Here is a 24,122-nt window from a genome sequence, read left to right as displayed (position 1 = left end):
ATGAGCACCCCCGACATGAACGCATCCGCCATGAACGCACCCGCCACGGGCCCCGGAGACGGAACACGAGCGGTACGGGCCGGGCTGCCCGCGCCGGTGAAGTACGAACCGACCCTGCCGGGGCCGGTGTTCGCCGCCCACTACCACCTGCCGGGCGAGCCCACCGGGCCTTACACCTACGGTCGCGACACCAACCCGACCTGGACACACCTCGAAGCGGCCATCAGCGAGCTGGAGTCACCGGACGAGCCGGCCGAGACGGTCACCTTCGCCTCCGGTATGGCGGCCGTGTCGGCCGTCCTGCTCTCCCAGGCCCGCGCGGGCGACACGGTGGTGCTGCCCGACGACGGATACCAGGCGCTGCCACTCGTACGGGAGCAGCTCGATGCGTACGGCGTCGAGGTACGGACCGCGCCGACCGGTGGTGACGCACAGCTGGGCGCCCTGGCCGGGGCCCGGCTGCTGTGGATCGAGACCCCGTCCAATCCCGGTCTGGACGTCTGCGACGTACGGCGGCTCGCGGCGGCCGCGCACGCCGGCGGGACGCTGGTCGCGGTGGACAACACTCTCGCGACCCCGCTCGGACAGCGGCCCCTCGACCTCGGCGCGGACTTCTCCGTGGCCAGCGGCACCAAGGGCCTCACCGGGCACGGCGACATCCTGCTCGGCTATGTCACCTGCCGTGACGCGGAGCTCGCAGCGCGGGTACGGAAGTGGCGCAAGGTGGTCGGAGCCATCCCCGGGCCGATGGAGGCCTGGCTCGCGCACCGCTCGCTCGCCACGATCCAGCTGCGCGCCGACCGGCAGTCCGCGAACGCCCTGGCGCTCGCCGAGGCATTGTCCGGACGCGCGGAGATCGAGGGCCTGCGCCATCCCGGGCTGGCTTCGGACCCCTCGCACACCACGGCGGCCGGCCAGATGCGCCGCTTCGGCTGCGTGGTCTCGTTCGTACTGCCGGACCGCGACCATGCGGAACGCTTTCTCGACGCACTGGAGCTGGCCGACGACGCGACCAGTTTCGGCAGCGTCCGCTCCACCGCCGAGCGGCGCGGACGCTGGGGTGGCGACGCCGTACCGGAGGGGTTCATCCGCTTCTCCGCAGGCGTCGAGGACACCCACGATCTGGTGGCGGACGTCCTGAGGGCCCTGGACCAGGCGGCGCGGCAGCAGTAGCGGGCGACACCTGGCGGCACCCGGGCCGCGCGGGCGCCTCCGCGACGGTGCTTGCGGACGGTCCGAGCCTCCCCCCTCATGGCTCGGACCGTCCCGGTTCCCCGGTCGACGCGCGAAGAACCGCCTGTACAAGGCTAGTTGACTCTGCGTCAGTGTCCAATCACAGTAGCGGCAGCGACCTATCGACTTATTTATACTTTTGCCGGGGGCCGGGACACTTCACCACAGCCAGAACGGGACGGTACGGACATGGATCTGGCCCTGCTCCGCACTTTCGTCGCCGTGCACCGGGCCGGGTCCTTCACCCGCGCCGCCGCACTGCTCGGGCTCTCCCAGCCCGCGGTGACCAGCCAGATACGCACGCTGGAACGGCAGTTGGGGCGGCCGCTGTTCCTGCGCAGGGCCCGTGGCGTCACCCCCACCTCCATCGGGGACGAACTCGCCCACCGTGCGGCACCGCATCTGGACGCGCTCGCGGAGATCGCCGAGACGGGCATCGACGAGGAGGCCGGCAGCCGCACCCTGCACCTGGCGGGGCCGCCGGAGTTCACCGCGGTGCGCGCCCTGCCCGCGCTCACCTCGCTGATTCCGCAGGGCATCGCGCTGCGAGCCTCGTTCGGCAACACCGAGGAGGCCCTGGACGGGCTCGGCGCCGGACACCACGACCTCGCCATCACCACGGCACGGCCGCGCGGTGAGCTCCTGACCGCGACCGCGCTCTGCGACGAGGAACACGTCCTGGTCGCCTCTCCCCGCTGGGCCGCCCGGATCGGCCCGGGCACACTGCGGCACCGGGGGCCATCCGTACTGAAGGACCTGCCCGTGGTGGAGGTCCATGAGTCGCTGCCGTTCGTCTCCCGCTACTGGAGCACCGTCTTCGACGCACGCCCCGTCGAGACGGGCGCGGTCGTCGCACCCGATCTGCGGGCCGTCCAGCAGGCGGTGGTGGCAGGCGCCGGGCTCGCCGTACTGCCGCGCTATCTCTGCCAGGACGCCCTGGAGCGGGGCGAGGTGGTGGCGCTGCTGGATCCGCCGGTGCCGCCGCTGCGCACCTACTTCCTCGCCGTACGCACCGGCACGCTGGCGCTTCCGCATATCGCACGGGCCCAGGAGTGGCTACTGCGGGCGGCCTCCGACTGGTCCTGAGGGAGGGTTCCGGGGCAGGTGATGCGTTTCGGAACCGGTTTCACGGGCCAATCTCCTTCCATGACCGAACGTCCAGTGGTCAAGCGCACCGCCCGCGCCGTGCTCCTCGACGGCGACCACCTGATCCTCATCAAGCGGACCAAGCCCGGCGTGGAACCGTACTGGGTGACACCCGGGGGCGGGGTGGAGGCCGAGGACTCCACCGTGGTCGAAGCCCTGCACCGTGAGGTCGACGAGGAACTCGGTGCCAAGATCACCGATGTGGTGCCCTGCTTCGTCGACACCGTCGAGCACATCCCCGAAGGCGGGGTGGCGGGCGTGAAGGTGCAGCACTTCTTCGTCTGCCGGCTGGCGTCGATGGATCCCGCCCTGCGGCACGGGCCCGAGATGGAAGAGCCCTGCGGCGAGTACGAAATCGTCCGGGTCCCGTTCAGCCGGGTCGGGATCGCGGCCGTCCATCTGGTACCGCTCTCACTGCGGCACTATCTCGACGGGAACATCGAAGGGGTCCGGGCGCTCCAGGCCGCAGACCTGGGATGAGTCCTGGCTGCTGGGCCGGGGCAGGGCAGAGCAGGCAGCGATCGGCGGGCCTGCACATCGGTCTCGGTGAGTGCCGGTCAGTGCTGGCAGCACCGGTCAGTTCCGGGTCACTACAGCGTCAGTACCGCGTCAGTTCCCGTCGGTCCCGGCAACGAGCCCATAGGCCTCGCGCAGATCGCCGCCCGCGTAGCTGTGCGTGGCCAGTCCCGCCAGATGGCCGTCCGCGTTCACCGCGACCGACCGGGATACCGCTCCGAAGAGTTCCACGTCCGACATCGAGTCCCCGTAGGCGATGCAGTCCGCCCGTCCGACGCCGAACTCCGTGCAGAGCCGGTCCGCGATCCGGACCTTCGCGGCCGCGCTGAGAATGCCCGAGGGGTCCACCGGCCGGCTGAACGGCACCTCCGGGAAGCGTGAGCCGTACGCCGCATGGGCACCCCAGCCGAGCAGCCGCTCCACGAAGAACGATGGCGAGAGCGAGATGACCGCGCAGTAGTCGCCGCGCTCCCTGATGTCCCGCCAGACCTCCTTGATCCCGGCGAGCCACGGCGCGGCGTCGAAAGCGGCCGCCACATGGTCCGCGGTGAGCCCGGACCAGAGCGCATGCACCTCCACCGCGTACTCCGGTGGGCCGATCCGCCCCGAGACCAGATCCCGCTCCAGCACGCCGATCTCCTCCAGCAGCCCCAACTGGCGGGATATCTCCACCGGCGCGGCCGAGCCACGGATGAGGGTTCCGTCAAGGTCGAAGAGATGCAAGCGCGCCATGTACGCCGAGGCTAGTACAGCCGCTTACTCCCCCTGCCGGACGCCCTGGACCTGGATACACGGCACCGTGTTTCACGTGAAACCTCTGACCCGCTCCGTACGCCGGGGTGTCCTCGTGGTCCATGTCGCCGTATCGGTGGGCTGGCTGGGCCTGACCGTCGGGCTGCTCGCGCTCGGGGTCACCGCGTACACCTGCGCCGACGCATCCATGACGGAGACCGCATACCGGTCCATGAAGGTCTTCGGCGACTGGCTGGTCATCCCGATCGGGCTGCTCACGCTGATCAGCGGCGTGGTGCTCTCCCTCGGTACGCACTGGGGTCTGGCCCGCTACCGCTGGGTGTGGATCAAGTTCTGGCTGACCCTCGTCACCCTCACCGCCTCCGCCCTGGCGCTCCGCCCGCAGATCAACGGGGCTGCCGCAGCCGGGCATCCCGACCTGAGCCTGATCGCCGCTCCCACTGTCGCCTCCACCGCGTACTTCTTCATGACAGCTATCTCTGTGCTGAAACCGTGGGGCCTGACCGCACGCGGACGGGCGTACCGGAACAAGCGGCAAACATCCCGGAAAGCAGTGGACGGCGTACGCACCCATCAGCGAGCCTGACCACCATGCCCTCATCCCTCAACGAGCTGCCCATCCGCCGCCTGACCATCGCCGATCTCACCTCCTGCGCCGATCTCTCGGAGAACCGCGGCTGGCCGCGCGACGATCACAAATGGGGGCTGCTGCTCGCAGCCGGGACGGGTTACGGAATCGACGACCCCGTGGGCAAGGGGCTGGCGACCGCGTGTGTCGTCACCTCGTACGGCCCAGGGCTGGCTGCCATCGGCATGCTCCTGGTCGCCGATGAGTACGCACGACAGGGCGCCGGGCAGCGGATGATGCGCCATGCCATCGCAGAGTTCGACGGCATTCCGCTCACTCTGCACGCCACCGAACTCGGCCGGCCGCTCTACGAGAAGCTCGGCTTCCGGGCCGTGGGCCGGGCCGAGATGGTCCGCGGCCGCTTCCACCCCCGGGGCCCGGCACCCGCCGTGGCCACCCGCCCGGCCACGGCCGGCGATCTGCCCGCGATGCTGCGCCTCGACCACGAGGTCTTCGGCGAGGACCGCACCCACATGATCACGCGACTGCCCGCCTTCGCCGACCAGCTGCGCGTCGTGGAGGACGCCGACGGCATCACCGGTTACGCGGCAGCCTGGCCCAGCACGGACAGCCATGTGGTCGGACCGCTGATCGCCCGTGACACTGCGACCGCACAGGCCCTGATCGCCTCGCTCGCGGCGGGCACCGACCGTCCGCTGCGCGCCGACATCGACGTACGCCATGCGGAACTCCTCGGCTGGGTCAAGTCCTGCGGGATGGAGCCGGTGAGCTTCAACACCGTGATGACGCGGGAGATCCCGGATCTGCCGGGCGACTGGACCCGCCGCTTCACGCCCCTGTCGGTCGCGGCGGGCTGACAGCCGGCAGCCGGGCGCCGTTCAGCGGTCCGCAGACACTTCCGGGACCCGCCCGGTCTGCGGCGACGGCTCGGCCTGAGGTGCCGGTTCGGTCTGAGGCGACGGCTCGGCCGGCGCGCTGCCGGCCACGACCCGGCCCACGGACCCGGCCGGGACCGCAGGCCCGCTCCGCCGCTCCAGCGTGCTGGAGACCAGCGCGAGGACCAGCGCGGACGCGGCGAGGACAGCCCCCACCCAGTTGGGGGCGGTGTAGCCGAGACCCGCGGCGATGACGATCCCGCCGAGCCACGCGGAGAGCGCGTTACCGAGGTTGAAGGCTCCGATGTTGACGGCGGAGGCCAGCGTCGGCGCCCCCGACGCCTGGTCGAGCACCCTCTTCTGCAGCGGCGGAACGGTCGCGAACCCGAGCCCGCCGATCAGGAAGATCGTGACCGCCGAAGCGATCCGGTCGTGCGCGGTGAGTGTGAACAGCGCCAGGACCAGGGCCAGCCCGCCCAGCGACACGTACAGCATCGGCATCAGCGCGCGGTCGGCGAAGCGGCCACCGATCAGGTTGCCGCTGACCATGCCGAGGCCGAAGAGCACCAGCAGCCAGGTGACACCGCCCTCGGAGAATCCGGCGACGGAGGTCATCATCGGCGAGATGTAGGTGATCGCGGCGAAAACCCCACCGAAGCCGAGAACCGTCATCGCCATCGCGAGCAGCACCTGCACATTGCGGAAGGCGGCGACCTCATGCCGCAGCCTGACACCCTCCGGTCGGGGCTGCTCCGGTACGAGCCTGGCGACACCCAGCAGTCCCACGACGCCGAGCCCGGCGACGAGCAGGAACGTCAGCCGCCAGCCGATGTCCTGGCCGATGAGGGTGCCCAGCGGCACACCGACGACATTGGCCAGAGTCAGCCCGGTGAACATCATCGCGATGGCACCCGCCTTCTTCTGCGGTGCCACCAGACCTGCGGCCACGACCGAACCGATACCGAAGAACGCGCCGTGGGCGAACGAGGCGACGATCCGCCCGGCGAGCATCACGCCGAACACCGGGGCGGTCGCGGAGACCACGTTGCCGATGATGAACAGCCCCATCAGCAGCATCAGCATCTTCTTGCGGGGCACGCGGGTGCCGAGGACGGTCATGAGCGGAGCTCCGGCGACCACCCCCAGCGCGTAACCGGTGACCAGGAACCCGGCCGTGGGGATCGAGACCTGGAAGGAATCCGCGACCTGCGGCAACAGCCCCATGATCACGAACTCGGTGGTTCCGATCCCGAACGCCCCAATGGCTAGGGCGAGGAGCGCGAGTGGCATGGGGTTCACCTTCCGGGACGAAGCAAGAGATTTGCTTGCACGAGCGCCTTACACGCAGAGACAATACTTGCATGCGCGCATTACTTGCAAGCGCGGACTATCTCGGACCGTGGCCTATCCTGGTGCCCACCCACCCCGGAGCACCCCCGCGGCACCGCCACGGGGCACCGCCCCGCAGCACTGCACGGGGCAGGTCAGCGGCGGGCCGGTTCAGCAGCAGGCGGCGGTGCAGGACGACGGAGGAGACCACTCATGGCAGCGACCGACCCCGCGCTCACCGCTCTCGCCCAGGGCTGGTGCGCTCTCTCCCTGCTGCACGGCCGCATCGAGGCGCATATCGAAAAGGCCCTCCAGCGGGGCCACGGGCTCAGCGTGCGCGAGTACTCGCTCCTCGACACCCTCAGCCGTCAGCACGACGGCCCCGGCGGCCATCTCCAGATGAAGCAGGTCGCCGACGCCGTGGTCCTCAGCCAGAGCGCCACCACCCGCCTCGTCACCCGCCAGGAGAACCGCGGACTGCTCACGCGCTACCTCTGCGACACCGACCGCCGCGGCATCTACACCGATGTCACCGAAGCCGGCCTCGCGCTCCTGGAGGAGGCCCGCCCCACCAACACCCGCGCGCTGCGCGAGGCGCTCGACGAAGCCGCGGCCGACCCGGAACTGGGACCTCTCGTACGCGCGGTCGAGGAGCTCAACCAGTCGGCCTGATCCGGCCGGGGGCCCTGCCGCCACCCGTGCCCGCGTACTCTGCGCACCATGAGCGACCTGGAGATCCGCCCCGCGCACGAGAACGACATCCCCGCGATCGTGGCGATGCTGGCCGACGACCCCCTCGGCGCCCGGCGTGAGTCCCCGGACGACCTCGCCCCGTACATCACGGCGCACCGGCGGATCGCCGCCGACCCGCAACAGCACCTGGTCGTCGCGGTGCGCGAGGACCGGGTCGTCGGCACCCTGCAGCTCACCGTCATCCCCGGACTCTCCCGGCGGGGCGCCACCCGCTCCATCATCGAAGGCGTACGCATCCACGGCGACGAGCGCGGCAGCGGTCTCGGCACCCGGCTCATCGAGTGGGCCGTCGACACATCCCGCAGCCAGGGCTGCCAGTTGGTCCAGCTGACATCGGACGCCACCCGGACCGACGCCCACCGCTTCTACGAGAGGCTCGGCTTCACCGCGAGCCACCTCGGCTTCAAGCTCCAGCTCTGACGTTTCGAGCTCCAGCTCCGACGTTTCACGCTCCAGCTCCGACCCAGCAGCGCCGGACGGAGAACAGCGCGAGCGAAGAACGGCACCGCGAGAGAAGCCGAAGCCAGAACCAGCGAGAGCCCCACGGAACGGGAAGGCACGCCGGCCATGCACCGGATCAGCAACGAGCAGCGCCGCGTCCGCCTGGTCCGGCGCCACCGCCTCGCACCCTCCGTGCGGGCCGCCACCCCCGTCGAGGTGTCCGACGCCGTCGTCGCACTCCATGCCACCGACGCGGCCACGCTCTGTCTCTCCGTCTGCGCACGACTGGCCGAGGCAAGTCCGGCCGCCCTCGAACACGCCCTGTACGACGACGTCTCCCTGGTCCGGCTGCTCTCCCTGCGCAACACGCTCTTCGCGATGTCGCGGGACGTGGCCCCCTGCGTCGACGCGTCCACGGCCCGCGCCATCGCGGCCAAGGAGCGCAGGACGTTCCTCAAACACCTCGTGGATGACGGCGGCGGCCTGGACGAACGCTGGCTGGCCGAAGCCGAGGCGGCGACGCTGGCCACGCTCGCCGAACGCGGCCCCTGCACCGGCAGCGAACTCTCCGCCGCGGTTCCCGCTCTCCGTACGAAGATCACGGTCTTTCCGGGCAAGAAGTGGGAGGCCATCCAGGGCGTCGCCACCCGGGTCATCCGGCTGATGGCCGCCGACGGCCGCATCCGCCGCGACCGGCCACGCGGCTCCTGGACATCGAGCCAGTTCCGCTGGACGGCCGAAACGCCCTGGCCCGTCCTCCCGGTCCCCGAGGCCAAGGCCGAGCTGGCCCGCCGCTGGCTGCTCTCCTACGGTCCCGCGACCGATGCGGACCTCAAGTGGTGGACGGGGTGGACTCTGACGGACGCCCGCAGGGCACTCGCGGCGATCGGCGCGGAGGAGGTCCAACTGGACGACGGGGCACGCGGATTCGTCGCCCCGGGCGACACCGCTCCCGAACCGGCCACGGAACCGTGGGCGGCCCTGCTCCCCGGCCTCGACCCCAGCGCCATGGGCTGGGCCGACCGCACCTTCCACCTCGACGCCGGCCACCGCCCGGCGCTCTTCGACCGCTCGGGCAACATCGGCCCGACTGTGTGGTGGAACGGACGGATCGTCGGCGGCTGGGCGCAGCGCGCGAACGGCGAAGTGGTGTGGCGCCTGCTGACCGATCCGGGGCAGGCGGCCACCGAGGCGGTCGGGGCGGAGGCCGCACGGCTCACCGAGTGGGTGGGGGACGCACGGATCACCCCACGGTTCCGGACTCCGCTGGAGCGGGAACTGTCGGGCTGACGAAGCCGACGGACCGGCGAAGCGGACGGACCGGCGAAGCGGACACAGCGGAAGGCCGGCGGTTCGTACGGCGGTTCGTACGGCGGTTCGTACGGCGGTTCGTACGGCGGTTCGTACGGCGGTTCGTACGGCGGTGAGTGAGTCCGGTGGCCCCCGTCCGTTACGGCAGCCCGCGCCAGCCCCCCTCGTCCACGCCGCCCGGCACCGGCGCCCCCGGGTCGTACGGCTGCCGCGTGAAGACGAACGAGCCCAGATCCAGATGGCTCACCTCGCCGTCCCGCCGTACGACCCGCAGCGTCTCCCCGGCGAAGTAGCCGTCGAGCCCGGTCCAGCTGCCGGCCCGCTCCGCGCGGAACCGGGAACTCCGCCCGCCGCCGGACAGCGGCCCGAACTCCATCCCGCCGTCCGCCGTAAGACGCAGACCGCTCACCGATGTGCCCCAGTACCAGGGGCCCGCCAGTTCGAGCAGACCGGGATCGACCTCCGGCAGCGGACGCCAGGGCTTCGGAATGGCGGGTTCCGCGTCCGCCACGATCCGGATCAGCTCGGCGGCCACCTGTGGCCCGACCCCCGATGTGCTGTTCGAGAGCGCCACCGCAGCCACCCCGTCCGCCACGCTGACCCACAGTCCGGCCACGAATCCCGGCAGCGATCCGGTGTGCCCGGCCAGCGTCCGGCCGTCGCGCTGTGCGAGCTGGATGCCGAGCCCGTACCCGCCGTCCCACGCGCCCGCTTCCGGCGCGGCCGCCGGCGCGCGCATCTCCCGTACGGTCTCCGCGCTGAGCACCCGGTCGTCGCCCTCCGCCAGGAAGGCGGCGAAGCGGCACAAGTCGGCGGCCGTCGACCACAGTTGTCCCGCAGGCGCCATCAGCCCCAGGTCCTCGGCCGGCTCCGGCAGCAGCGCGTCCGCCCACGGATGAACCGCCCACGCGCCGGCATGGGGCGCCTCCGGCTGGGCGCTCGTACGGTCCATTCCCAGCGGTACGCAGATCTCGCGCCGCACCACGTCCGCCCACGCCGCACCGCGCAGCGCCTCCACCACCGCTCCGAGCAGGGCGTATCCGGGGTTGGAGTAGTGGTGGCGCCGCCCGGCCGGATGCAGTTGCGGCCGCTCACCGAGCAGATCCGGAAGACCGGGACGCAGCGCGGCCGACGACCGCTCCCACCATTCGCCTGGGGTCTCCGCCGCCAGACCCGCGGTGTGGCTGAGCAGTTGAGCGATCGTCACCTCGCCGGCCCCGGTGCCCGGAACGTACTTCTCCAGCGGGTCCGCCAGATCGAGCAGCCCCTCGTCCCGCAGGCGCATCACCGCGACCGCGGTGAAGGGCTTGGTGATCGAGCCGATCCGGTACTGCGTGTTCGCGTCCGGCGCATGGCCGTCCACGCAACTGCGCGCCCCGGACCACACCATCCGCCCGTCCCGCGTCACCGCCGCGACCAGTGACGGCACTCGCCCCTCGGACTGCGCGACGGCGATGCGGTGCAGCAGCGCCCGCCTGGTGGCGGGGAGGAGTTCCGCGAAGGAGTCCGGTACGGATTCTGAAGAAGTCATGGCCCGAGACCTACCAGATGGGCCCCAGCCCGTCGACGGCATTCCGGGGGTGGGCCACTGCTCCGAGGAGGCGAGCGGGAAGAACAGGGAGCAGAGTGAGGAGGGGGAGGCTGAGAGCGGGGAGGACGAGGGCGGCGAGCCTGTTACAGGACGGTTACACAGAGCCAACAACGCATCCGGGCAACCCATCGTCTTTTCATGTGAGACCCACACCAACAGTATTTGTCTCACCTTTGTGTGAAATCAGAGATCCTCACCGAAAGGGACACTCATGATCGTCACCAAGCGCCACTCCCTGCGCCTTGCCGCCGTCAGCACGCTCGCCGCCGCGACCGTCGCGCTGGCAGGCACCGCTGCGATGGCCGATGCCCCGACCGCACCCAGCACCCCCGTCGCGCAGACGGTCGTCGCCGCCAAGGCCTCCATCACGGCGAAGCCGTCGGTGAGCTCGGTGAAGGCCTGGCAGCTCTTCCGGGTCACCGGCACCACGACCGGCCTCAAGGCGGGTGCCAAGGTGACCCTCCAGCAGAAGCAGGGCAGCAAGTGGGTCTCGCTGCCCGCCTCCGCGCCCGTCAACCACAACGGCTCCTACTCGCTGGGCGTCAAGCTCGGCATCAAGGGCAAGAACCAGCTGCGCATCGTCAGCGGGAACACGGTCTCCCCCGTCTTCACCGTGACCGTGCGCTGATCAGCGAGCCCCTCCGGCAGCGCCCCGGCGCCCCTGGGCGCTGCCGTTGGCTGATGCGGGGCCTGGCGTGACGTCGGCCTTCAGGACCAGATCGTGGTCTTGAAGGCCGACGTTGTCGTACGGGGGTTGCCGTACGGCGAGCGTGTCGATGTCGCGGGCTCACACCCGCACCCCCACCTGACAGCGATTCGCCCCGCCGGACACCATCCCGGCGGGGCGAATCGCTGCCGACGGCAGCACGTGAGGTCAGGAACACACGTGCGGCCGTGGCCGCGTTGCTGGGATCAGCGAACGTGCACGGTCACCACGCTGGAGCCGTGCAGCCGCACGGGGTGGTGGTCGTGCTTGCTGGTCAGGCCGTACAGCACCGCACGGAACTCCAGGTTGCCGCGGCGCGCGGACGTGCCGTGTGCGGTGACCGCCACGTCGCCCTTGACCGCAGCGCTGCAGTTCTCCTGGTGCCACCCCTCACCGAAGCCGTTCTCCTCCAGGCACAGCTGATGCAGGAAGCCGGCGCTGTCGTCGTCACCGTGCGCCTTGACGGTGATGGTCTTGCCGACATGGGCCGTGTGCGGCGCCGTGATCTCCACACTGCCCTTGGCGAACGCCGGCGCCGCGGCCAGCGCCACCGAGGCCAGACCCAGCGCACCGAGCACAGCCACCCGGCCGCCCCGAACCCTCATCCCGGTCTTCTCCGTCCTGGTCATGGACTTCCCTCCCGTGGATCTCCCCTCATGGCGAGACCCAACCCCTGCGCGAAGACGCCCAATGCGCCTTGCTGACTACCCAGATGGACCGTCCGCCCCGCCCGTTGCACCCGCCCGACTCCGTTACGAAACCACGACACAACCCGCCAACCACGCTGATTCCAGATCAGATCCGGCGAGCTCGCTCCGGGGCACCGTCGTGGCCGCCCGCCCCATCAGTTCCCCGTCAGCCCTGGTCCCCGTCGCCCCGCGGGTGGGGGAGCAGGGGGAACAACCGGGCGACGAGGGCCACCGGCAGAGCACCGTCGGGCCGTGCCAGCGGCCGCTGTTCACGGTCCTGGTAGGGCGCGAGCGCCTGCCGGATCGCGTCCGCCACCCGGTTCATCTCCTCGGGCGTCAGGTAGGCCACGGCGCTGAAGGCATCGTCGTGGCGCCATGCGGGGGGCGCCACGTTCCGCTGGGTCAGCCATCGCTGCCAGCTCTCGTCCTCCAACCCCCTTGCCAGGTCGGCGAACTGCTCGTCCGCGGGCCCGCCGGTATCGGAAGCGGGCCGCCTCAGACGCCAGGGACGCACCCGGCCCCCGCTGTGAGGGGCCTCCTCGATGTATCCGTGGCGCGCGAGCTGCCGCAGGTGGAACGAGCAGAGGCCGGAGCTGTACCCGAGCCGGGTGGCCGCTTCGGTGGCCGTGACGGCACCGACCTCGGCGAGCAGGGCCAGCAGGGCTGTACGGACCTCGTGCGGGCGCAGCCCCGCGCCGGTACCGCGCGACCGGTCGTGGCCGTCGAGCCGATGCTGCGGCTCGCGCCTGTCGAGCCGGCCCTGCGGAGAGTGGAGGTCATCTTCGGTCACTTTGCAAAGTCTGCTAGTTTGCAAAGAACTTGGCAAGCGGCCTGTGCTTCGGCCCGTACTTCCGTCCGTAGTTCCGTCCGTGGCCTCTGTGACGTACGCAGAAGAGGTAGAGGCACAAGTCGCTGACGCAGAAAGGGGGGACAGCGATGTCCGTTCGTCACGAGGATTCCCGCCCCGTCGACCGGCGGGTCCGTGTGCAAGGCCGCCCGGTCGACTCGTATCCGGCGCTGCCGAGCGAGGCGGAACGGGGTGCGGTGCGCCGGATCACGGTGGTGGGCGAAGAGATCCTGAGCCGCCCGTGCCGCGACGTGACCCAGTTCGGCTCCCCCGGGCTGTCGAGTCTGATCGACGACATGTTCCTGACGATGTACGCGGCCGACGGCGCCGGTCTTGCCGCGAACCAGGTGGGTGTCGATCTGCGGTTGTTCGTGTACGACTGCCCGGACGACCACGGAGTCCGGCATGTCGGCCACATCGTCAACCCGGTTCTGGACGTGCCCAGTCCGGGCAGTCGTCGGCTCGTCGACGACTCCGAGGGCTGTCTGTCCGTGCCCGGCGCCACCATGGCCGTACCCCGGACCGATCGCGCCGTCGCTCGCGGGCTCGACAAGGACGGCAACCCCCTCGTCATCGAGGGGACGGGGTACTTCGCACGGTGTCTGCAGCACGAGACCGACCACCTCTTCGGCCACACGTATCTCGACCGGCTCTCCAGCCGGGACCGCAAGGACGCCCTGCGGCAGATGGCGGACGGAAGCGAAGACGTCTTCGCCCGGCGCGCGCTCAAGGCAGCCGGCCTGGACCGGCCGGACAACACCCCCTGAACCTCGGGTCAGTTCAGGCGGGTCGTGCCGGTTCGGGTCGCAGCCGCACCACAAGGAGGTTCTTGTACGTCGTGGTGTCCTCCACCGTGGTGGCCGCGGTGGAGGACATCACCGTGGTGACCGCGCGCCGGACTTCTGGGGGAGCCCGACGGAGTCCACATCAGGCCGGCAGGTCGACGGAGAGGTGCGGGGACAGCGCGCGGAGGAAGTCGGGCGCGTCGAAGATCTCGCCGGCGGAGGCGACGCCGACCGTTTTGGTCCGCCCCGTGAGGATGCGGTCGACCGCCTCCACCACAAGTGGCGCGGTGACGGCGTAGATGTCCTGGCCCTTCGCCACGGCGCGCCGTTCCGCGCCGCCGGAGCGTACGACGACATCGACGAGGAAGGTCTGCGCGGACCGCCCGCTCCCGTCGGCCGCAGTCGGTGCCGGGGTGTCCGGGGCCGACACCTCGCCGGCCGCCTCAGTCGTCATGTAGGTGCGTACTTCGGGGATGGACAGGTGGCTGGGAACGGTGACGACGTCGGCCATCGTGAACTCCCCGATGACGGCCCGGGGGCCCAGCGGTTCGGGGAAGGGCCACTCCAGGGCCGGCGGGGTGTCATGGCGGTGCTGCAGCCGCCCGTCCGTGTACACGACACGTCCGCCGCCCCGCCGCTGCCGGGAGACCGCGCCCGCGCTACGCGTCCCGGGGGTGGGGTGCCAACTGCTCAGCCCGTACGCGATATGCGCCTCGTCGGCCGCCGTCCAGTCACCCATCGCCGCGGTGGTCATCAGGTCACCGAGGCCGCCGTAGAAGGCCATCGCAGGGACTATCACCACTCCTGCGGCGCGGGCGCGGTCCGTGAAGTGCGTGAACGTATCGACGTTGGCCTCGATCTCGGCCGCCACATCCACATACGGGATCCCGGCGCGCAGTGCCGCCTCGATCAGGGGCTCGGCCGTCGTCGCGAACGGTCCCGCGCAGTTGATCACGGCCGCCGCACCGGCCAGTGCGCGGTCGAGCGAGGCCGGGTCATCGACCGACGCCGGCCGGTCGGCCAGTCCGTATTCGGACGCCAGCACCTTCAGTTTGCCGGCATCCCGCCCGGAGAGAACCGGGACGAACCCGCGCTCCCGCAGCTGTGCCACCACAAAGCGCCCGGTGTGCCCGTACGCACCGAACACCGCCACCTTGAGACCTGATCCCATGGGTTCTCCGTAAGTTGTTAGGCGGCCCGGGAGGGCCGGGTGTGGCTGATGGGTTCTTGCCTTCAGTGGCTTCGAAGGAGTGGTCGCCCGGCTCTCTTGGGCGCCCTGGCTGCTGATTGAGATGTGCGCTTCGGTCGCTGATTACGGAGATGACAGCGGGGTGTCCCTCCGGCTGGCAGCAGGCTGCGCGGAACGAGGAGGGGCAGATGAGCAACCGACGCGTCCGGCTCTGGGCTGGCGTCGATGCAGGCAAGGGCCACCATTGGGCGGCAGTGGTCGACGAGACCGGCGCCACCCTGTGGTCGAAGAAGATCGACAACGATGAGACAGCGATCCTGACCGCACTGGGCGAGATCCTGGACCTGGCCGACGAGGTCAGCTGGGCGGTGGACATCTCCGGCACGTCCTCCGCGCTGCTGCTGGCCTTGCTCGCCGCCCACAGCCAACAGGCCGTCTACGTGCCCGGACGGACGGTCAACCGCATGTCCGGGGCTTACCGAGGGGAGGCCAAGACCGACGCCCGCGATGCCTACGTCATCGCCGAAACCGCGCGTCACCGGCGCGACGTCACCACGATCGGTGTGCCTGCCCAGCTCGCCGCCGACCTCGCGTTGCTGACCGCTCACCGCTCCGGCCTGGTGGCCGACCGGGTGCGGATGATCAACCGGATGAGGGATGTGCTGACCGGCGTCTTTCCCGCTCTGGAGCGGGCCTTCGACTACAGCTCCCACAAGGGCGCGCTGGTGCTGCTGACCGGTTACCGGACCCCGGCCGCCCTCCGCCGCCGAGGCCGCGCGAGGCTGACGGCCTGGCTGGCCCACCGCAGTGTGCGAGGCGCCGACGCGGTCGCGGCCACCGCGCTGGAAGCCGCCGACGCCCAGCACACCGTGCTGCCCGGAGAAGAAGTCGCCGCCCAGCTCGCTGCCGATCTCGCCGCCCAGATTCTGGACTTGGACGACCGGCTCAAACGCGTCGACAAGCAGATCCGTGAGACTTTCCGCAGCCACCCGCAGGCCGAGATCACCGAATCCCTGCCCGGCATGGGACCAATACTCGGCGCCGAGTTCGTCGTCGCCGCGGGCGACCTGACGGCCTACGCGGACGCCGGCCACCTGGCCTCCGCCGCCGGGCTTGTGCCCGTACCCCGCGACTCCGGACGCCGGACCGGCAACCTGCACCGGCCCAAGCGATACAGCCGACGCCTGCGCCGGGTGTTCTACATGTCCGCGCAGACCAGCATCATCCGCGACGGACCCAACCGGGACTTCTACCTCAAGAAGCGTGGCGAGGGCTGCAAACACGTCCAGGCCGTTATCGCTCTCGCCCGCCGACGGGCCGGTGTCCTGTGGGCCCTTCTGCGCGACGACCGGGTCTTCACCTCCGCCCCACCGGTCGCGCAAGCGGCTTGACTTCGTCATTGAGACTCCCCCGTACACAAATGATCCGTTGCGATCTGTCGTGGACATCTTGTCGACGGCAGGGTGCTCTGCACGAGTGTCCGGAACGCCATGACCCGTACAATTCCGGACGTGAAAACTGTCGCGCTGGCCATCACCGACGGGATGCTGCACTTCGAACTGTCCATGGCGTGCGAGGTGTTCGGCGCCGCCCCGGCCGGTGTACCGGGTCCCTGGTACGACCTCGTCGTCTGCGGGCCGGGCGCCGTGCGGGCCGGCCGGTTCGGGCTGGAGCCCGATCACGGACTCGACCGGCTCCCGCACGCCGACACCGTGATCGTCCCGGGCTGGGCCGACGTCGACGAGGACCCACCCGCCGAACTGGTCGAGGCGGTGCGCGCGGCCCACACGGCCGGCGCGCGCGTGGCCTCCCTGTGCACCGGCGCATTCGTGCTGGCCGCGGCCGGCCTGCTGGACGGACGGCGCGCGACCACGCACTGGGCGCACACCGGAGCCCTGGCGGCCCGCCACCCCCAGGTGAAGGTGGACCCGGACGTCCTCTACGTGGACAACGGCAGCGTGCTCACCTCCGCCGGCAAAGCCGCCGCCATGGACCTGTGCCTGCACCTCGTCCGTCTCGACCACGGCTCGTCCATCGCCAACGCGGTCGCCCGCCGCCTGGTCGTGCCGCCGCACCGGGACGGCGGCCAGGCCCAGTTCGTCACCACCCCGGTGCCCGCCCGGGACCACCACCCGCTCGCCGAACTGTTCCCCTGGGTGATCGAACGGCTGGACCACCCGCTGACCGTGGAGGACCTGGCCCGCCACGCGCGGATGAGCTCACGCCAGCTGGGCCGCCACTTCAGGTCGGTGACCGGCACCAGCCCACTGCAATGGCTGCTGACTCAACGGATACGCCACGCCCAGGAGTTGCTGGAGACCACCGACGACAGTGTCGAGACCATCGCGGCGGCCACCGGCATGGGCACCGCCACGACGCTGCGCCGGAACTTCCACCGCACGGTCGGCGTACCCCCGAACACCTACCGCCGCACCTTCCGCCAGCGGACCGGCTCCGGCCCGTACGACAGCCCGTAACACCATCAATGCCCCTGAGCCATGGGGGAACAAGCCGGCCCAATGACGACGAGGGGCGGCCAGACAGCAGAACTCGCTCGGACAAGCCTCCGGGTGGATGACCCGCTCGATCGCGTCCTTCGGCCGGTGAGCTTTCCCGGACCCCGGACCCTCGGGCCGGCGGACCCCCGGGCCCCCGCGCCGGACGGGCGGATCAGCGCAGACCGGCGAAGAGATCGTTCTCGGGTACGGCCGCGCCGGTGGCGTCCTTGACGCGTACGAAGGTCTCCATGCCCATCAACTCGCCGAACCTCTCCTTGCCCATCTTGAGGAAGAAGATGTTCTCGCCCTGACTGGCGTGCGCGGCCAGCGCATCGAACTTCTGACCGTGGAATGCGGTGGTGTCCACCCACGTGGTGATCTCATCGTCGGGGAGGCCGATCTCGGCCAGCGCGGCGGCCTCGGCAGGGTCCGGCTCCGGCATGTCCTCCTGGAACTCGCGCATGGTCTCCCCGAACCGCTGCATCGCCGAGTGGGGCATCGTCGTCCAGTACACCTTCGGTGTCAGCTCGGTCATCTCCAGCGCCGCCATCGTGATGCGGTTGGCCTGGATGTGGTCGGGGTGGCCGTAGAAGCCGTTCTCGTCGTAGGTGACGACCACATCGGGCCGGTAGTGCCGCATGAGTTCCGCGAGCCGGGCGGCGCCTTCCTCCACGGGGGTCTGCCAGAAGGATCCGGGGGCGTCGTTGCTCGGCCAGCCCGTCATCCCGGAGTCGGCATAGTCCAGCATCTCCAGATCGCTGACCTTCAGGACGTCACAGCTCGCCTCCAGTTCCTGACGGCGCATCGACGCGACGGCCGCCGCGTCGTGCCCGGGATCGCCCGGCTTGACACCCCCCGCTCCGTCACCGCAACCGCCGTCGGTACACGTCACGAGAACCGTGCGGATGCCTTCCGCCGCGTACCGGGCGAGGACCCCTCCGGTACTGGTGGCCTCGTCATCGGGGTGTGCGTGTACCGCCATGAGCGTCAAGGGCCGGTCAGTCATGAAACAGTCCTCCTGCAGAAATACGTCTTGGTCCGAGATACGTGTGGGTCCGGATTACGTCTTGGCCCGGGTTACGTCTTGGTCCGAGTGCGCGGCGGGCGTGCCGCGAATCCCGGGGGCCGGATCCTGGTGGGGCGGACGACCTTGTGGTCTCCGTGCTCCCCGCCGTGCGGCGCCGGTCCCCCGGTCGGTGCAACCGCGCCGGCCGGACCGGCTGTTCCCGCTCCGGACACCTGTCCTTCCAGGCGCCGGCGTTTCAACGCGGACGAGGTACGAGCGACCTACCGTCCTGTCGCACTGCGTCTGGCCTGCGGTGGGCTGCTGACCTGCGCGGTTGCCAGGCCGTTCGAGACCACCGGCGGCCGGCGTTCTCAGAGAGACGACCTTGCGACGACCTGACTTCCGCGGAAGTCCCGTCCACGATGTACGCAGGAGCGCCGGCAAAATCGCCAGCGGTACCCGCCGGAGATTCGCCGTTCTCGATGGTGCTGCGATGTGGAAAGCCCCGAACCCGCCCTCGCCGCCCCGGATCTGCACGTGGTGATGTGCTGTGCGATGTGCACCATTACCTGTACGCGGTGCTGAGCTGCACTGTTGATGGGGAGTCGAACCCCGCGTTGCTCTTCACGCGCCAGGAGTGGGCCGGAAACCGCCGGCCCTCGGTGTGTGCACGCCTCCGGAGCTGCTACCTGCTCCACATCGTCCCCAGCTTGCTGGAGTACTCAGTCCAGCAGATCGACCTCCCAGTTCGTACGCTGGATCCGCACATCGACCTCTCGGATCTCCCGGGCGAGTGCATCCGCCTGACCGCGCAGTTCCGCGACCGGAAGCGCGGACAGCATCATCAGCTCGGACCGAAGCTGTCGGCCATATCCCCGCTCGCCGTTTCCCGCCGCCGCGTCCGCCGCCGCGGTGACCACGGAGTGCCGCAACCGCAGGACATCCCGGCGTGCAAGGGCATCGGTGAGCGTGCCGTCGGGACCCATCTCCACGGTGGCGTTGGTCCGGTTGATCCGCCGTATCAACGTCTCCAGACCGTCCAGTACCTCACCGGCCTCCGCCAACAGCTGAGCTGCATCCTCGGCGGGTGTCTCCCCCTCCTGGTACCGCGCACTGCTGACGACGCGCGATCGCAGCTGTTCTGCCCGGCGCGCCGCCTCCGCACGTTCTGCCAGTGCCTCAGCAAGCTTCACTGTCTCCGCCTCCCCCTCCATGAGCTCGCACGAGTATAGGAGTGTGAACCGGCTCATAAGCACTGGATTTTGATCCGCCGAAGCCCCCTGCCCAACCACAATGGGGTGAGAGCGGACAACCGCTCGGAGCGCCACGGAAGAGTCTGGGCTCCTGCATCACTGCAGGATCTCGCGGCTCGTGTCCCAGGGCATCGTGCTGATGTGGGGTTGAGCTCCCCCCGGCGTGCGGGCGGTTCTGGTCAGCTGGTCAGGAGTCAGGCTGGCCGAGCTGAGATCTGTCTACGGGCCGTGTCCCAGACCTCCTCGAACTCCTCGGAGGTGAGCTGCTCCGGATCATGCCCTTCCCACTCTGACACGGGCAGTTCAGCTGTGATGCCGAACCTGTTGTCGTACTCATCGAGGAGGCCGGCGTCATGGGCCTGCTGCGCTCCTCCGCTTTGTGTCATGGCTGGGCGTTGAATCCTGCGGATCGGTCAAGCTGGAAAGGCGAACCCCCCGGGTTGGCTCCCAGCCTCGATCTCGTGCCTCTCGAATGCTGGCAGCAACGTGGGCTGGGCGAATGGGCTCCGTCTCGACGCCCACCCAGTTACTGGGATGAGCCTGGCCGCTGGTGACGACCAAGACCATGCCCGGCTGGCTGCCGCCTGCCGCTTCGACCGCGTAGGTCATCGGTGTCCAGCAAAGACCCTGCATGTAGGAGGGCTTCCTGCAGATCCGCCAGCGGTACTCGATCCCGTCAACGGTGATGCGCCGTGAACCTTTTTTGTTCAGCGCCATCTTCCCTCCTTCGCTGTTGGACTCTAGATGATCAATTCCAAGGGGTCACTGATCGTACGAGGTGAGCGAGCGGAGGGTGGCTCGTCCGGTGCGGTCGTTGTGCCAGATGACAGCGGTCAGCGCGAGAATGCGCTGCATGACGCGGACGATGACACCGCAGGGTGTGCGCCCTCGGTGCTGTTCGAGGTCTAGCTGTCCCTTGAAGGTCTCGTTGACCGACTCGATAACCTGCCGCAACGGCTTGAACAGGGATCCGCCGGGCCGCTGCCGTTCGCCCTTGCGGGTCGGCCGTAGCAACTGGATGTCCAGCTGGGCAAGTTCGCGTTCGAAGTCGCGGCCGAAGTAGTTCTTGTCGCCGATCAGTGTCTGGCCGGGCCGGCCGGCGGCAAGGTGCGGTTCGGCCGCGAGCAGGTCCAGCAGGGTTTCGCGTTCGTCGGCCTTGGCCCCGGTCAGAGCGAAGGCGACGGGCAGGCCCTGGAGGGTGCACACCAGGTGCAGGCACAGGCCCCAGAAGAAGCGGCTGTGGCTGGCGCAGTAGCCGTACTCGGCCCATCCGGCCAGGTCGGAGCGTTTAACGGTCTCCCGCGAACGGCCGCATTCCACGGGCGTGGAGTCCACGATCCACACGTCGTCGGTCCATACCGAGGTGCTGGTGGCCAGGATCCGGGTGACCCCCGGCGGAGCAGTTCGGCGGCCTTGCGCAGCCGCTTGTTGTAGCCGGGTTGCTGCGGCAGGTACGGGAAGAGGTGCCGCAGGTGGGCTCGGGCGTGCCGGAGCCACCTGGCCTCGGAGGTGAAGCCGAGCATGGCCTGCATCATCGCGAGGGTGACCAGCTCGGCGTGCGTGAGCTGCGGCGCGATCCCTACAGTCGGCCGCCACGGAGCCCACTCCGGTCGCTCCTTCAGCAGATCGTCGGTCCTCACATAGAGTGCTGTCGCGAGGGTGTCCAGGTTGTTCGTCACACAACGATCTTGGACACCCTCGTCCACGTCTCCGCAGACACCCTTTGATTGTCCGAGGATGCGCCGCGGGGTGACCGATGAGTTCCCGCACGTCACGAAGTCTGAAAGGGCGGGGACGAATGTCTCCTTGCCCGAGAGAGAAGTGGTGCGCGATGAGGTTGGTACTGCAGGAGTTTCTGTCGCTGGACGGCGTCTCCCAGGGGCCCGGTTCCCCAGACGAGGACACCAGCGACGGGTTCGCCCAGGGCGGCTGGTTCGTGCCGCACTTGGACGAGGTATTCGACCGGGTGGCCGCCACCTGGCTCGGCAAGGCGGACGCGTTTCTGTTCGGCCGCCGTACGTACGAGAACTTCGCTCGAGACTGGCCGGAGATGACCGACCACCCGAACGCCCGCGTTCTGAACGGCTTGCCGAAATACGTCGCTTCCCAGAGCCTGCCCAAGGCTGGGTGGGAGCCGACCACGATCCTGTCCGGCGACATCCCCGCCCAGGTCGCCGAACTGAAGCGGCAGCCCGGCCGTGAGCTCCAGATCCACGGCAGCGCCCGGCTCGGCCAGTCCCTGCTGGCCGCCGGCCTGATCGACGAGCTGCGGCTCGCGATCGCCCCGGTGGTCGTGGGCAGCGGACGACACCTGTTTCCGGACGGCGGCACCCCGGCCGGCCTGCGCCTGCTGCACAACGAGACGACGCCGAGCGGAATTGCGGTGCACGTCTACGAGTCGACGGGCCTTCCGAAGTACGGGACGTACGGGGCCGACGCGTAGCCGCCGGACCGGACTGATCGAAACGGGTCGCCGGACGCAAAATCTCCCCCGCGCATCCGCTGACCCCTTGGAATTGATCATCTAGGGATGTTGTGGGTGTGGGCCCAGCGGGCCATGTTCGCGGTGCTCATGCCGGTTTCGCGTACGAGGGCCGGCAGGGTTCGGCAGGGTTCGTCGTCGGTGGACGTACTGCTCGATGGGCCAGTCCCGATCAGCAGTGCCGCGGCGCTCAGACTATGAAGCTGGATTTGAGACAGCCACCGGGATCAGGTCTGCGCCATGTCCACGAACCGCGAGTAGTGACCCTGGAACGCGACGGTGATCGTCGCCGTCGGACCGTTACGATGCTTGGCCACGATGAGGTCGGCCTCGCCCGCACGCGGGGACTCCTTCTCGTACGCGTCCTCTCGGTGGAGCAGGATCACCATGTCCGCGTCCTGCTCGATCGAGCCCGATTCACGCAGGTCGGACACCATCGGCTTCTTGTCCGTACGCTGCTCGGGGCCACGGTTCAGCTGCGAGAGCGCGATGACCGGGACTTCGAGCTCCTTCGCCAGCAGTTTGAGGTTTCGCGACATGTCCGACACCTCCTGCTGGCGGCTCTCGGGGCGCCGTGAACCGCCGGACTGCATCAGCTGCAGATAGTCGATCACGACCAGCTTCAGGTCCTGGCGCTGCTTGAGCCGCCGGCACTTCGCCCGGATCTCCATCATCGACAGGTTCGGGGAGTCGTCGATGAAGAGCGGCGCGGCGGTGACGTCCGGCATCCGCCGCGCCAGGCGGGTCCAGTCCTCGTCCGTCATGGAGCCCGACCGCATGTGGTGAAGCGCTACCCGCGCTTCCGCCGACAGCAGACGCATCGCGATCTCGTTGCGGCCCATTTCGAGCGAGAAGATCACGCTCGGCAGCGCGGCCTTGATGGAACAGGCCCGGGCGAAGTCCAGCGCCAGCGTCGACTTACCCATAGCGGGACGGGCCGCAATGACGATCATCTGGCCGGGATGCAGACCGTTCGTCAGCGCGTCCAGGTCCGTGAAACCGGTCGGCACCCCGGACATCTGGCCGCTGCGCGAGCCGATCGCCTCGATCTCGTCGAGGGCACCCTCCATGATGTCGCCCAGCGGCAGATAGTCCTCGGAGGTGCGCTGCTCGGTTACGGCGTAGATCTCGGCCTGGGCCGAGTTGACGATCTCGTCGACGTCACCGTCCGCCGCGTATCCCATCTGCGTGATCTTCGTGCCGGCCTCGACGAGCCTGCGCAGTACCGCGCGCTCATGGACGATCTCGGCGTAGTACTCGGCGTTGGCGGCTGTCGGAACCGACTGGACGAGTGTGTGCAGGTAGGGCGCCCCGCCAACCTTCTTGATCTCGCCGCGCTTGACCAGTTCGGCAGCGACCGTGATCGGGTCGGCGGGCTCGCCCTTCGCATAGAGGTCGAGAATGGCCTGGTAGACGGTCTCGTGTGCGGGGCGGTAGAAGTCCTGGCCCTTGATGACCTCGACGACGTCGGCGATGGCGTCCTTGGAGAGCAGCATGCCGCCCAGGACGGACTGTTCCGCATCGATGTCCTGCGGGGGGACACGCTCGAACGCGGGCGATCCGCCCTCCCAGGAGCCGTTCTCCCGGCCCCGGTCGTGCTGGTCCCGGCCCCCGGCACCGTCACCGCGGCGCTGGCGGGAGACGGGCAGACGGTCACCCGGACTGCTCTCGGCCCAGGGGTCGTCCAAGGGCTCGGGAATGCTCACCGGGCCACCTCCTCCCGTCCGCTCCGCGGACCTAACCGTGCGACTCTTTCTTACGGCACGGCACCGACAAACAAGGGGCCCGACTCCGCGAACGGCGCGTCGGGCGCCGGTCCACGGTAGGCCCGCAGACACCGTCAGCCAATCTTGTTATCCACAGGCCCTGTGGGTGACGGACCCCAGCCTGTGGGTAACTCGCCAAAACCTGTGCACGGGTCGGGGGACAGCGCTGTGGACAAACTCATAACACCACCACCACCACCCACCTGACCTGCACATTCGCCATCCACCGGCTGTGGGGGAGAAAAACTTTTCCGACTGGACCAAGATCACGACAAACAGCACACAGCCCAAGCCGGAACGATAAGAATCGTAAGGGTCTCAGCCCTATTGCATCTCTTACCTGTGGAAGATTAGATTGTCCCGC

Annotated in this window: 23 protein-coding genes and 1 pseudogene; 13 read left to right on the top strand and 11 right to left on the bottom strand. The window is 69.5% G+C overall.

Annotated elements, in window-relative coordinates:
• The 3 genes from OG210_RS14585 to OG210_RS14575 all read left to right on the top strand — a co-directional run bounded on the left by OG210_RS14585 (window position 1) and on the right by OG210_RS14575 (window position 2,859).
• Window positions 1–1,173 (top strand): cystathionine gamma-lyase, encoded by a 1,173-nt coding sequence (locus tag OG210_RS14585; protein WP_371536873.1) that lies wholly within the window; start codon window positions 1–3, stop codon window positions 1,171–1,173.
• 249 nt (window positions 1,174–1,422) lie between these two features.
• A complete protein-coding gene (locus OG210_RS14580) occupies window positions 1,423–2,319 on the top strand; it encodes a LysR family transcriptional regulator (RefSeq protein WP_328328881.1) in 897 nt (298 codons plus the stop codon).
• A 60-nt stretch (window positions 2,320–2,379) separates the two neighbouring features.
• Complete coding sequence (locus tag OG210_RS14575) at window positions 2,380–2,859, top strand: NUDIX hydrolase (RefSeq protein ID WP_328328883.1); 480 nt, start codon at window positions 2,380–2,382, stop codon at window positions 2,857–2,859.
• Between the two features lie 129 nt (window positions 2,860–2,988).
• Here OG210_RS14575 and OG210_RS14570 read toward each other — a convergent pair whose 3' ends face one another.
• A complete protein-coding gene (locus OG210_RS14570) occupies window positions 2,989–3,627 on the bottom strand; it encodes an HAD-IB family phosphatase (RefSeq protein WP_328328885.1) in 639 nt (212 codons plus the stop codon).
• Between the two features lie 76 nt (window positions 3,628–3,703).
• On the opposite strand from OG210_RS14570, the gene OG210_RS14565 reads away from it, so the two are divergent.
• Together OG210_RS14565 and OG210_RS14560 are read left to right on the top strand one after the other, a co-directional pair.
• Window positions 3,704–4,234: a DUF2269 domain-containing protein gene (locus tag OG210_RS14565; RefSeq protein ID WP_328328887.1), complete on the top strand. Its 531-nt coding sequence runs from the start codon at window positions 3,704–3,706 to the stop codon at window positions 4,232–4,234.
• 5 nt (window positions 4,235–4,239) lie between these two features.
• Entirely contained in the window at window positions 4,240–5,094 is an 855-nt protein-coding gene (locus OG210_RS14560) for a GNAT family N-acetyltransferase (RefSeq protein ID WP_328328889.1), read from the top strand.
• Window positions 5,095–5,115: 21 nt separating this feature from the next.
• Here OG210_RS14560 and OG210_RS14555 read toward each other — a convergent pair whose 3' ends face one another.
• A complete protein-coding gene (locus tag OG210_RS14555; protein ID WP_328328891.1) occupies window positions 5,116–6,402 on the bottom strand; it encodes an MFS transporter in 1,287 nt (428 codons plus the stop codon).
• Between the two features lie 252 nt (window positions 6,403–6,654).
• Here OG210_RS14555 and OG210_RS14550 point away from each other — a divergent pair, with 252 nt between their 5' ends.
• The 3 genes from OG210_RS14550 (at window position 6,655) to OG210_RS14540 (ending at window position 8,925) form a co-directional block, all read left to right on the top strand.
• Window positions 6,655–7,113, top strand: a complete 459-nt coding sequence (locus tag OG210_RS14550) for a MarR family transcriptional regulator (RefSeq protein ID WP_328328893.1) — start codon at window positions 6,655–6,657, stop codon at window positions 7,111–7,113.
• Between the two features lie 48 nt (window positions 7,114–7,161).
• On the top strand, window positions 7,162–7,614 hold the full coding sequence (locus OG210_RS14545) for a GNAT family N-acetyltransferase (RefSeq protein ID WP_328328895.1): 453 nt from the start codon (window positions 7,162–7,164) through the stop codon (window positions 7,612–7,614).
• Window positions 7,615–7,761: 147 nt separating this feature from the next.
• The gene (locus OG210_RS14540; RefSeq protein ID WP_328328897.1) at window positions 7,762–8,925 is read left to right on the top strand and encodes a winged helix DNA-binding domain-containing protein; all 1,164 of its coding nucleotides are present in this window, start codon (window positions 7,762–7,764) and stop codon (window positions 8,923–8,925) included.
• 160 nt (window positions 8,926–9,085) lie between these two features.
• Here the strand turns inward: OG210_RS14540 and OG210_RS14535 are convergent, their stop codons facing one another.
• Complete coding sequence (locus OG210_RS14535) at window positions 9,086–10,477, bottom strand: serine hydrolase domain-containing protein (protein WP_328328899.1); 1,392 nt, start codon at window positions 10,475–10,477, stop codon at window positions 9,086–9,088.
• 271 nt (window positions 10,478–10,748) lie between these two features.
• Between OG210_RS14535 and OG210_RS14530 the strand changes: the two genes are divergently transcribed.
• On the top strand, window positions 10,749–11,165 hold the full coding sequence (locus OG210_RS14530) for a hypothetical protein (protein WP_328328900.1): 417 nt from the start codon (window positions 10,749–10,751) through the stop codon (window positions 11,163–11,165).
• A gap of 284 nt (window positions 11,166–11,449) precedes the next feature.
• On the opposite strand, the gene OG210_RS14525 is transcribed toward OG210_RS14530, so the two are convergent.
• Window positions 11,450–11,872 carry a hypothetical protein gene (locus OG210_RS14525; protein WP_328328901.1) on the bottom strand — a complete coding sequence of 141 codons (423 nt, stop codon included), beginning with the start codon at window positions 11,870–11,872 and terminating at the stop codon, window positions 11,450–11,452.
• A gap of 226 nt (window positions 11,873–12,098) precedes the next feature.
• Window positions 12,099–12,722, bottom strand: coding sequence for an ArsR/SmtB family transcription factor (locus OG210_RS14520; RefSeq protein WP_371536866.1), 624 nt, complete (start codon window positions 12,720–12,722; stop codon window positions 12,099–12,101).
• Window positions 12,723–12,868: 146 nt separating this feature from the next.
• On the opposite strand from OG210_RS14520, the gene def reads away from it, so the two are divergent.
• Window positions 12,869–13,546, top strand: coding sequence for a peptide deformylase (gene def, locus OG210_RS14515; protein WP_328328903.1), 678 nt, complete (start codon window positions 12,869–12,871; stop codon window positions 13,544–13,546).
• A gap of 160 nt (window positions 13,547–13,706) precedes the next feature.
• Here the strand turns inward: def and OG210_RS14510 are convergent, their stop codons facing one another.
• Window positions 13,707–14,735: a saccharopine dehydrogenase NADP-binding domain-containing protein gene (locus OG210_RS14510; protein WP_328328905.1), complete on the bottom strand. Its 1,029-nt coding sequence runs from the start codon at window positions 14,733–14,735 to the stop codon at window positions 13,707–13,709.
• A 206-nt stretch (window positions 14,736–14,941) separates the two neighbouring features.
• Here OG210_RS14510 and OG210_RS14505 point away from each other — a divergent pair, with 206 nt between their 5' ends.
• Together OG210_RS14505 and OG210_RS14500 are read left to right on the top strand one after the other, a co-directional pair.
• Window positions 14,942–16,144 (top strand): IS110 family transposase, encoded by a 1,203-nt coding sequence (locus tag OG210_RS14505; RefSeq protein ID WP_328328906.1) that lies wholly within the window; start codon window positions 14,942–14,944, stop codon window positions 16,142–16,144.
• A 120-nt stretch (window positions 16,145–16,264) separates the two neighbouring features.
• On the top strand, window positions 16,265–17,230 hold the full coding sequence (locus tag OG210_RS14500; protein WP_328328907.1) for a helix-turn-helix domain-containing protein: 966 nt from the start codon (window positions 16,265–16,267) through the stop codon (window positions 17,228–17,230).
• A 193-nt stretch (window positions 17,231–17,423) separates the two neighbouring features.
• Here the strand turns inward: OG210_RS14500 and OG210_RS14495 are convergent, their stop codons facing one another.
• The 4 genes and pseudogenes from OG210_RS14495 to OG210_RS14480 all read right to left on the bottom strand — a co-directional run bounded on the left by OG210_RS14495 (window position 17,424) and on the right by OG210_RS14480 (window position 21,189).
• Window positions 17,424–18,257, bottom strand: coding sequence for a PIG-L family deacetylase (locus tag OG210_RS14495; protein WP_328328909.1), 834 nt, complete (start codon window positions 18,255–18,257; stop codon window positions 17,424–17,426).
• A 722-nt stretch (window positions 18,258–18,979) separates the two neighbouring features.
• Window positions 18,980–19,450, bottom strand: coding sequence for a DIP1984 family protein (locus tag OG210_RS14490; RefSeq protein WP_328335521.1), 471 nt, complete (start codon window positions 19,448–19,450; stop codon window positions 18,980–18,982).
• 411 nt (window positions 19,451–19,861) lie between these two features.
• On the bottom strand, window positions 19,862–20,227 hold the full coding sequence (locus OG210_RS14485) for a hypothetical protein (protein ID WP_328335719.1): 366 nt from the start codon (window positions 20,225–20,227) through the stop codon (window positions 19,862–19,864).
• 45 nt (window positions 20,228–20,272) lie between these two features.
• Window positions 20,273–21,189, bottom strand: a pseudogene (locus tag OG210_RS14480) (IS982 family transposase).
• A 152-nt stretch (window positions 21,190–21,341) separates the two neighbouring features.
• Here OG210_RS14480 and OG210_RS14475 point away from each other — a divergent pair.
• A complete protein-coding gene (locus OG210_RS14475; protein WP_328328911.1) occupies window positions 21,342–21,953 on the top strand; it encodes a dihydrofolate reductase family protein in 612 nt (203 codons plus the stop codon).
• Between the two features lie 266 nt (window positions 21,954–22,219).
• Here the strand turns inward: OG210_RS14475 and dnaB are convergent, their stop codons facing one another.
• Window positions 22,220–23,698, bottom strand: coding sequence for a replicative DNA helicase (dnaB, locus tag OG210_RS14470; protein ID WP_328328914.1), 1,479 nt, complete (start codon window positions 23,696–23,698; stop codon window positions 22,220–22,222).
• Window positions 23,699–24,122: the final 424 nt, after the last annotated feature.

The sequence above is a fragment of the Streptomyces sp. NBC_00466 genome (assembly GCF_041433995.1).
Lineage (GTDB): Bacteria > Actinomycetota > Actinomycetes > Streptomycetales > Streptomycetaceae > Streptomyces.
This window is presented reverse-complemented; position numbering and strand designations above follow the sequence as displayed.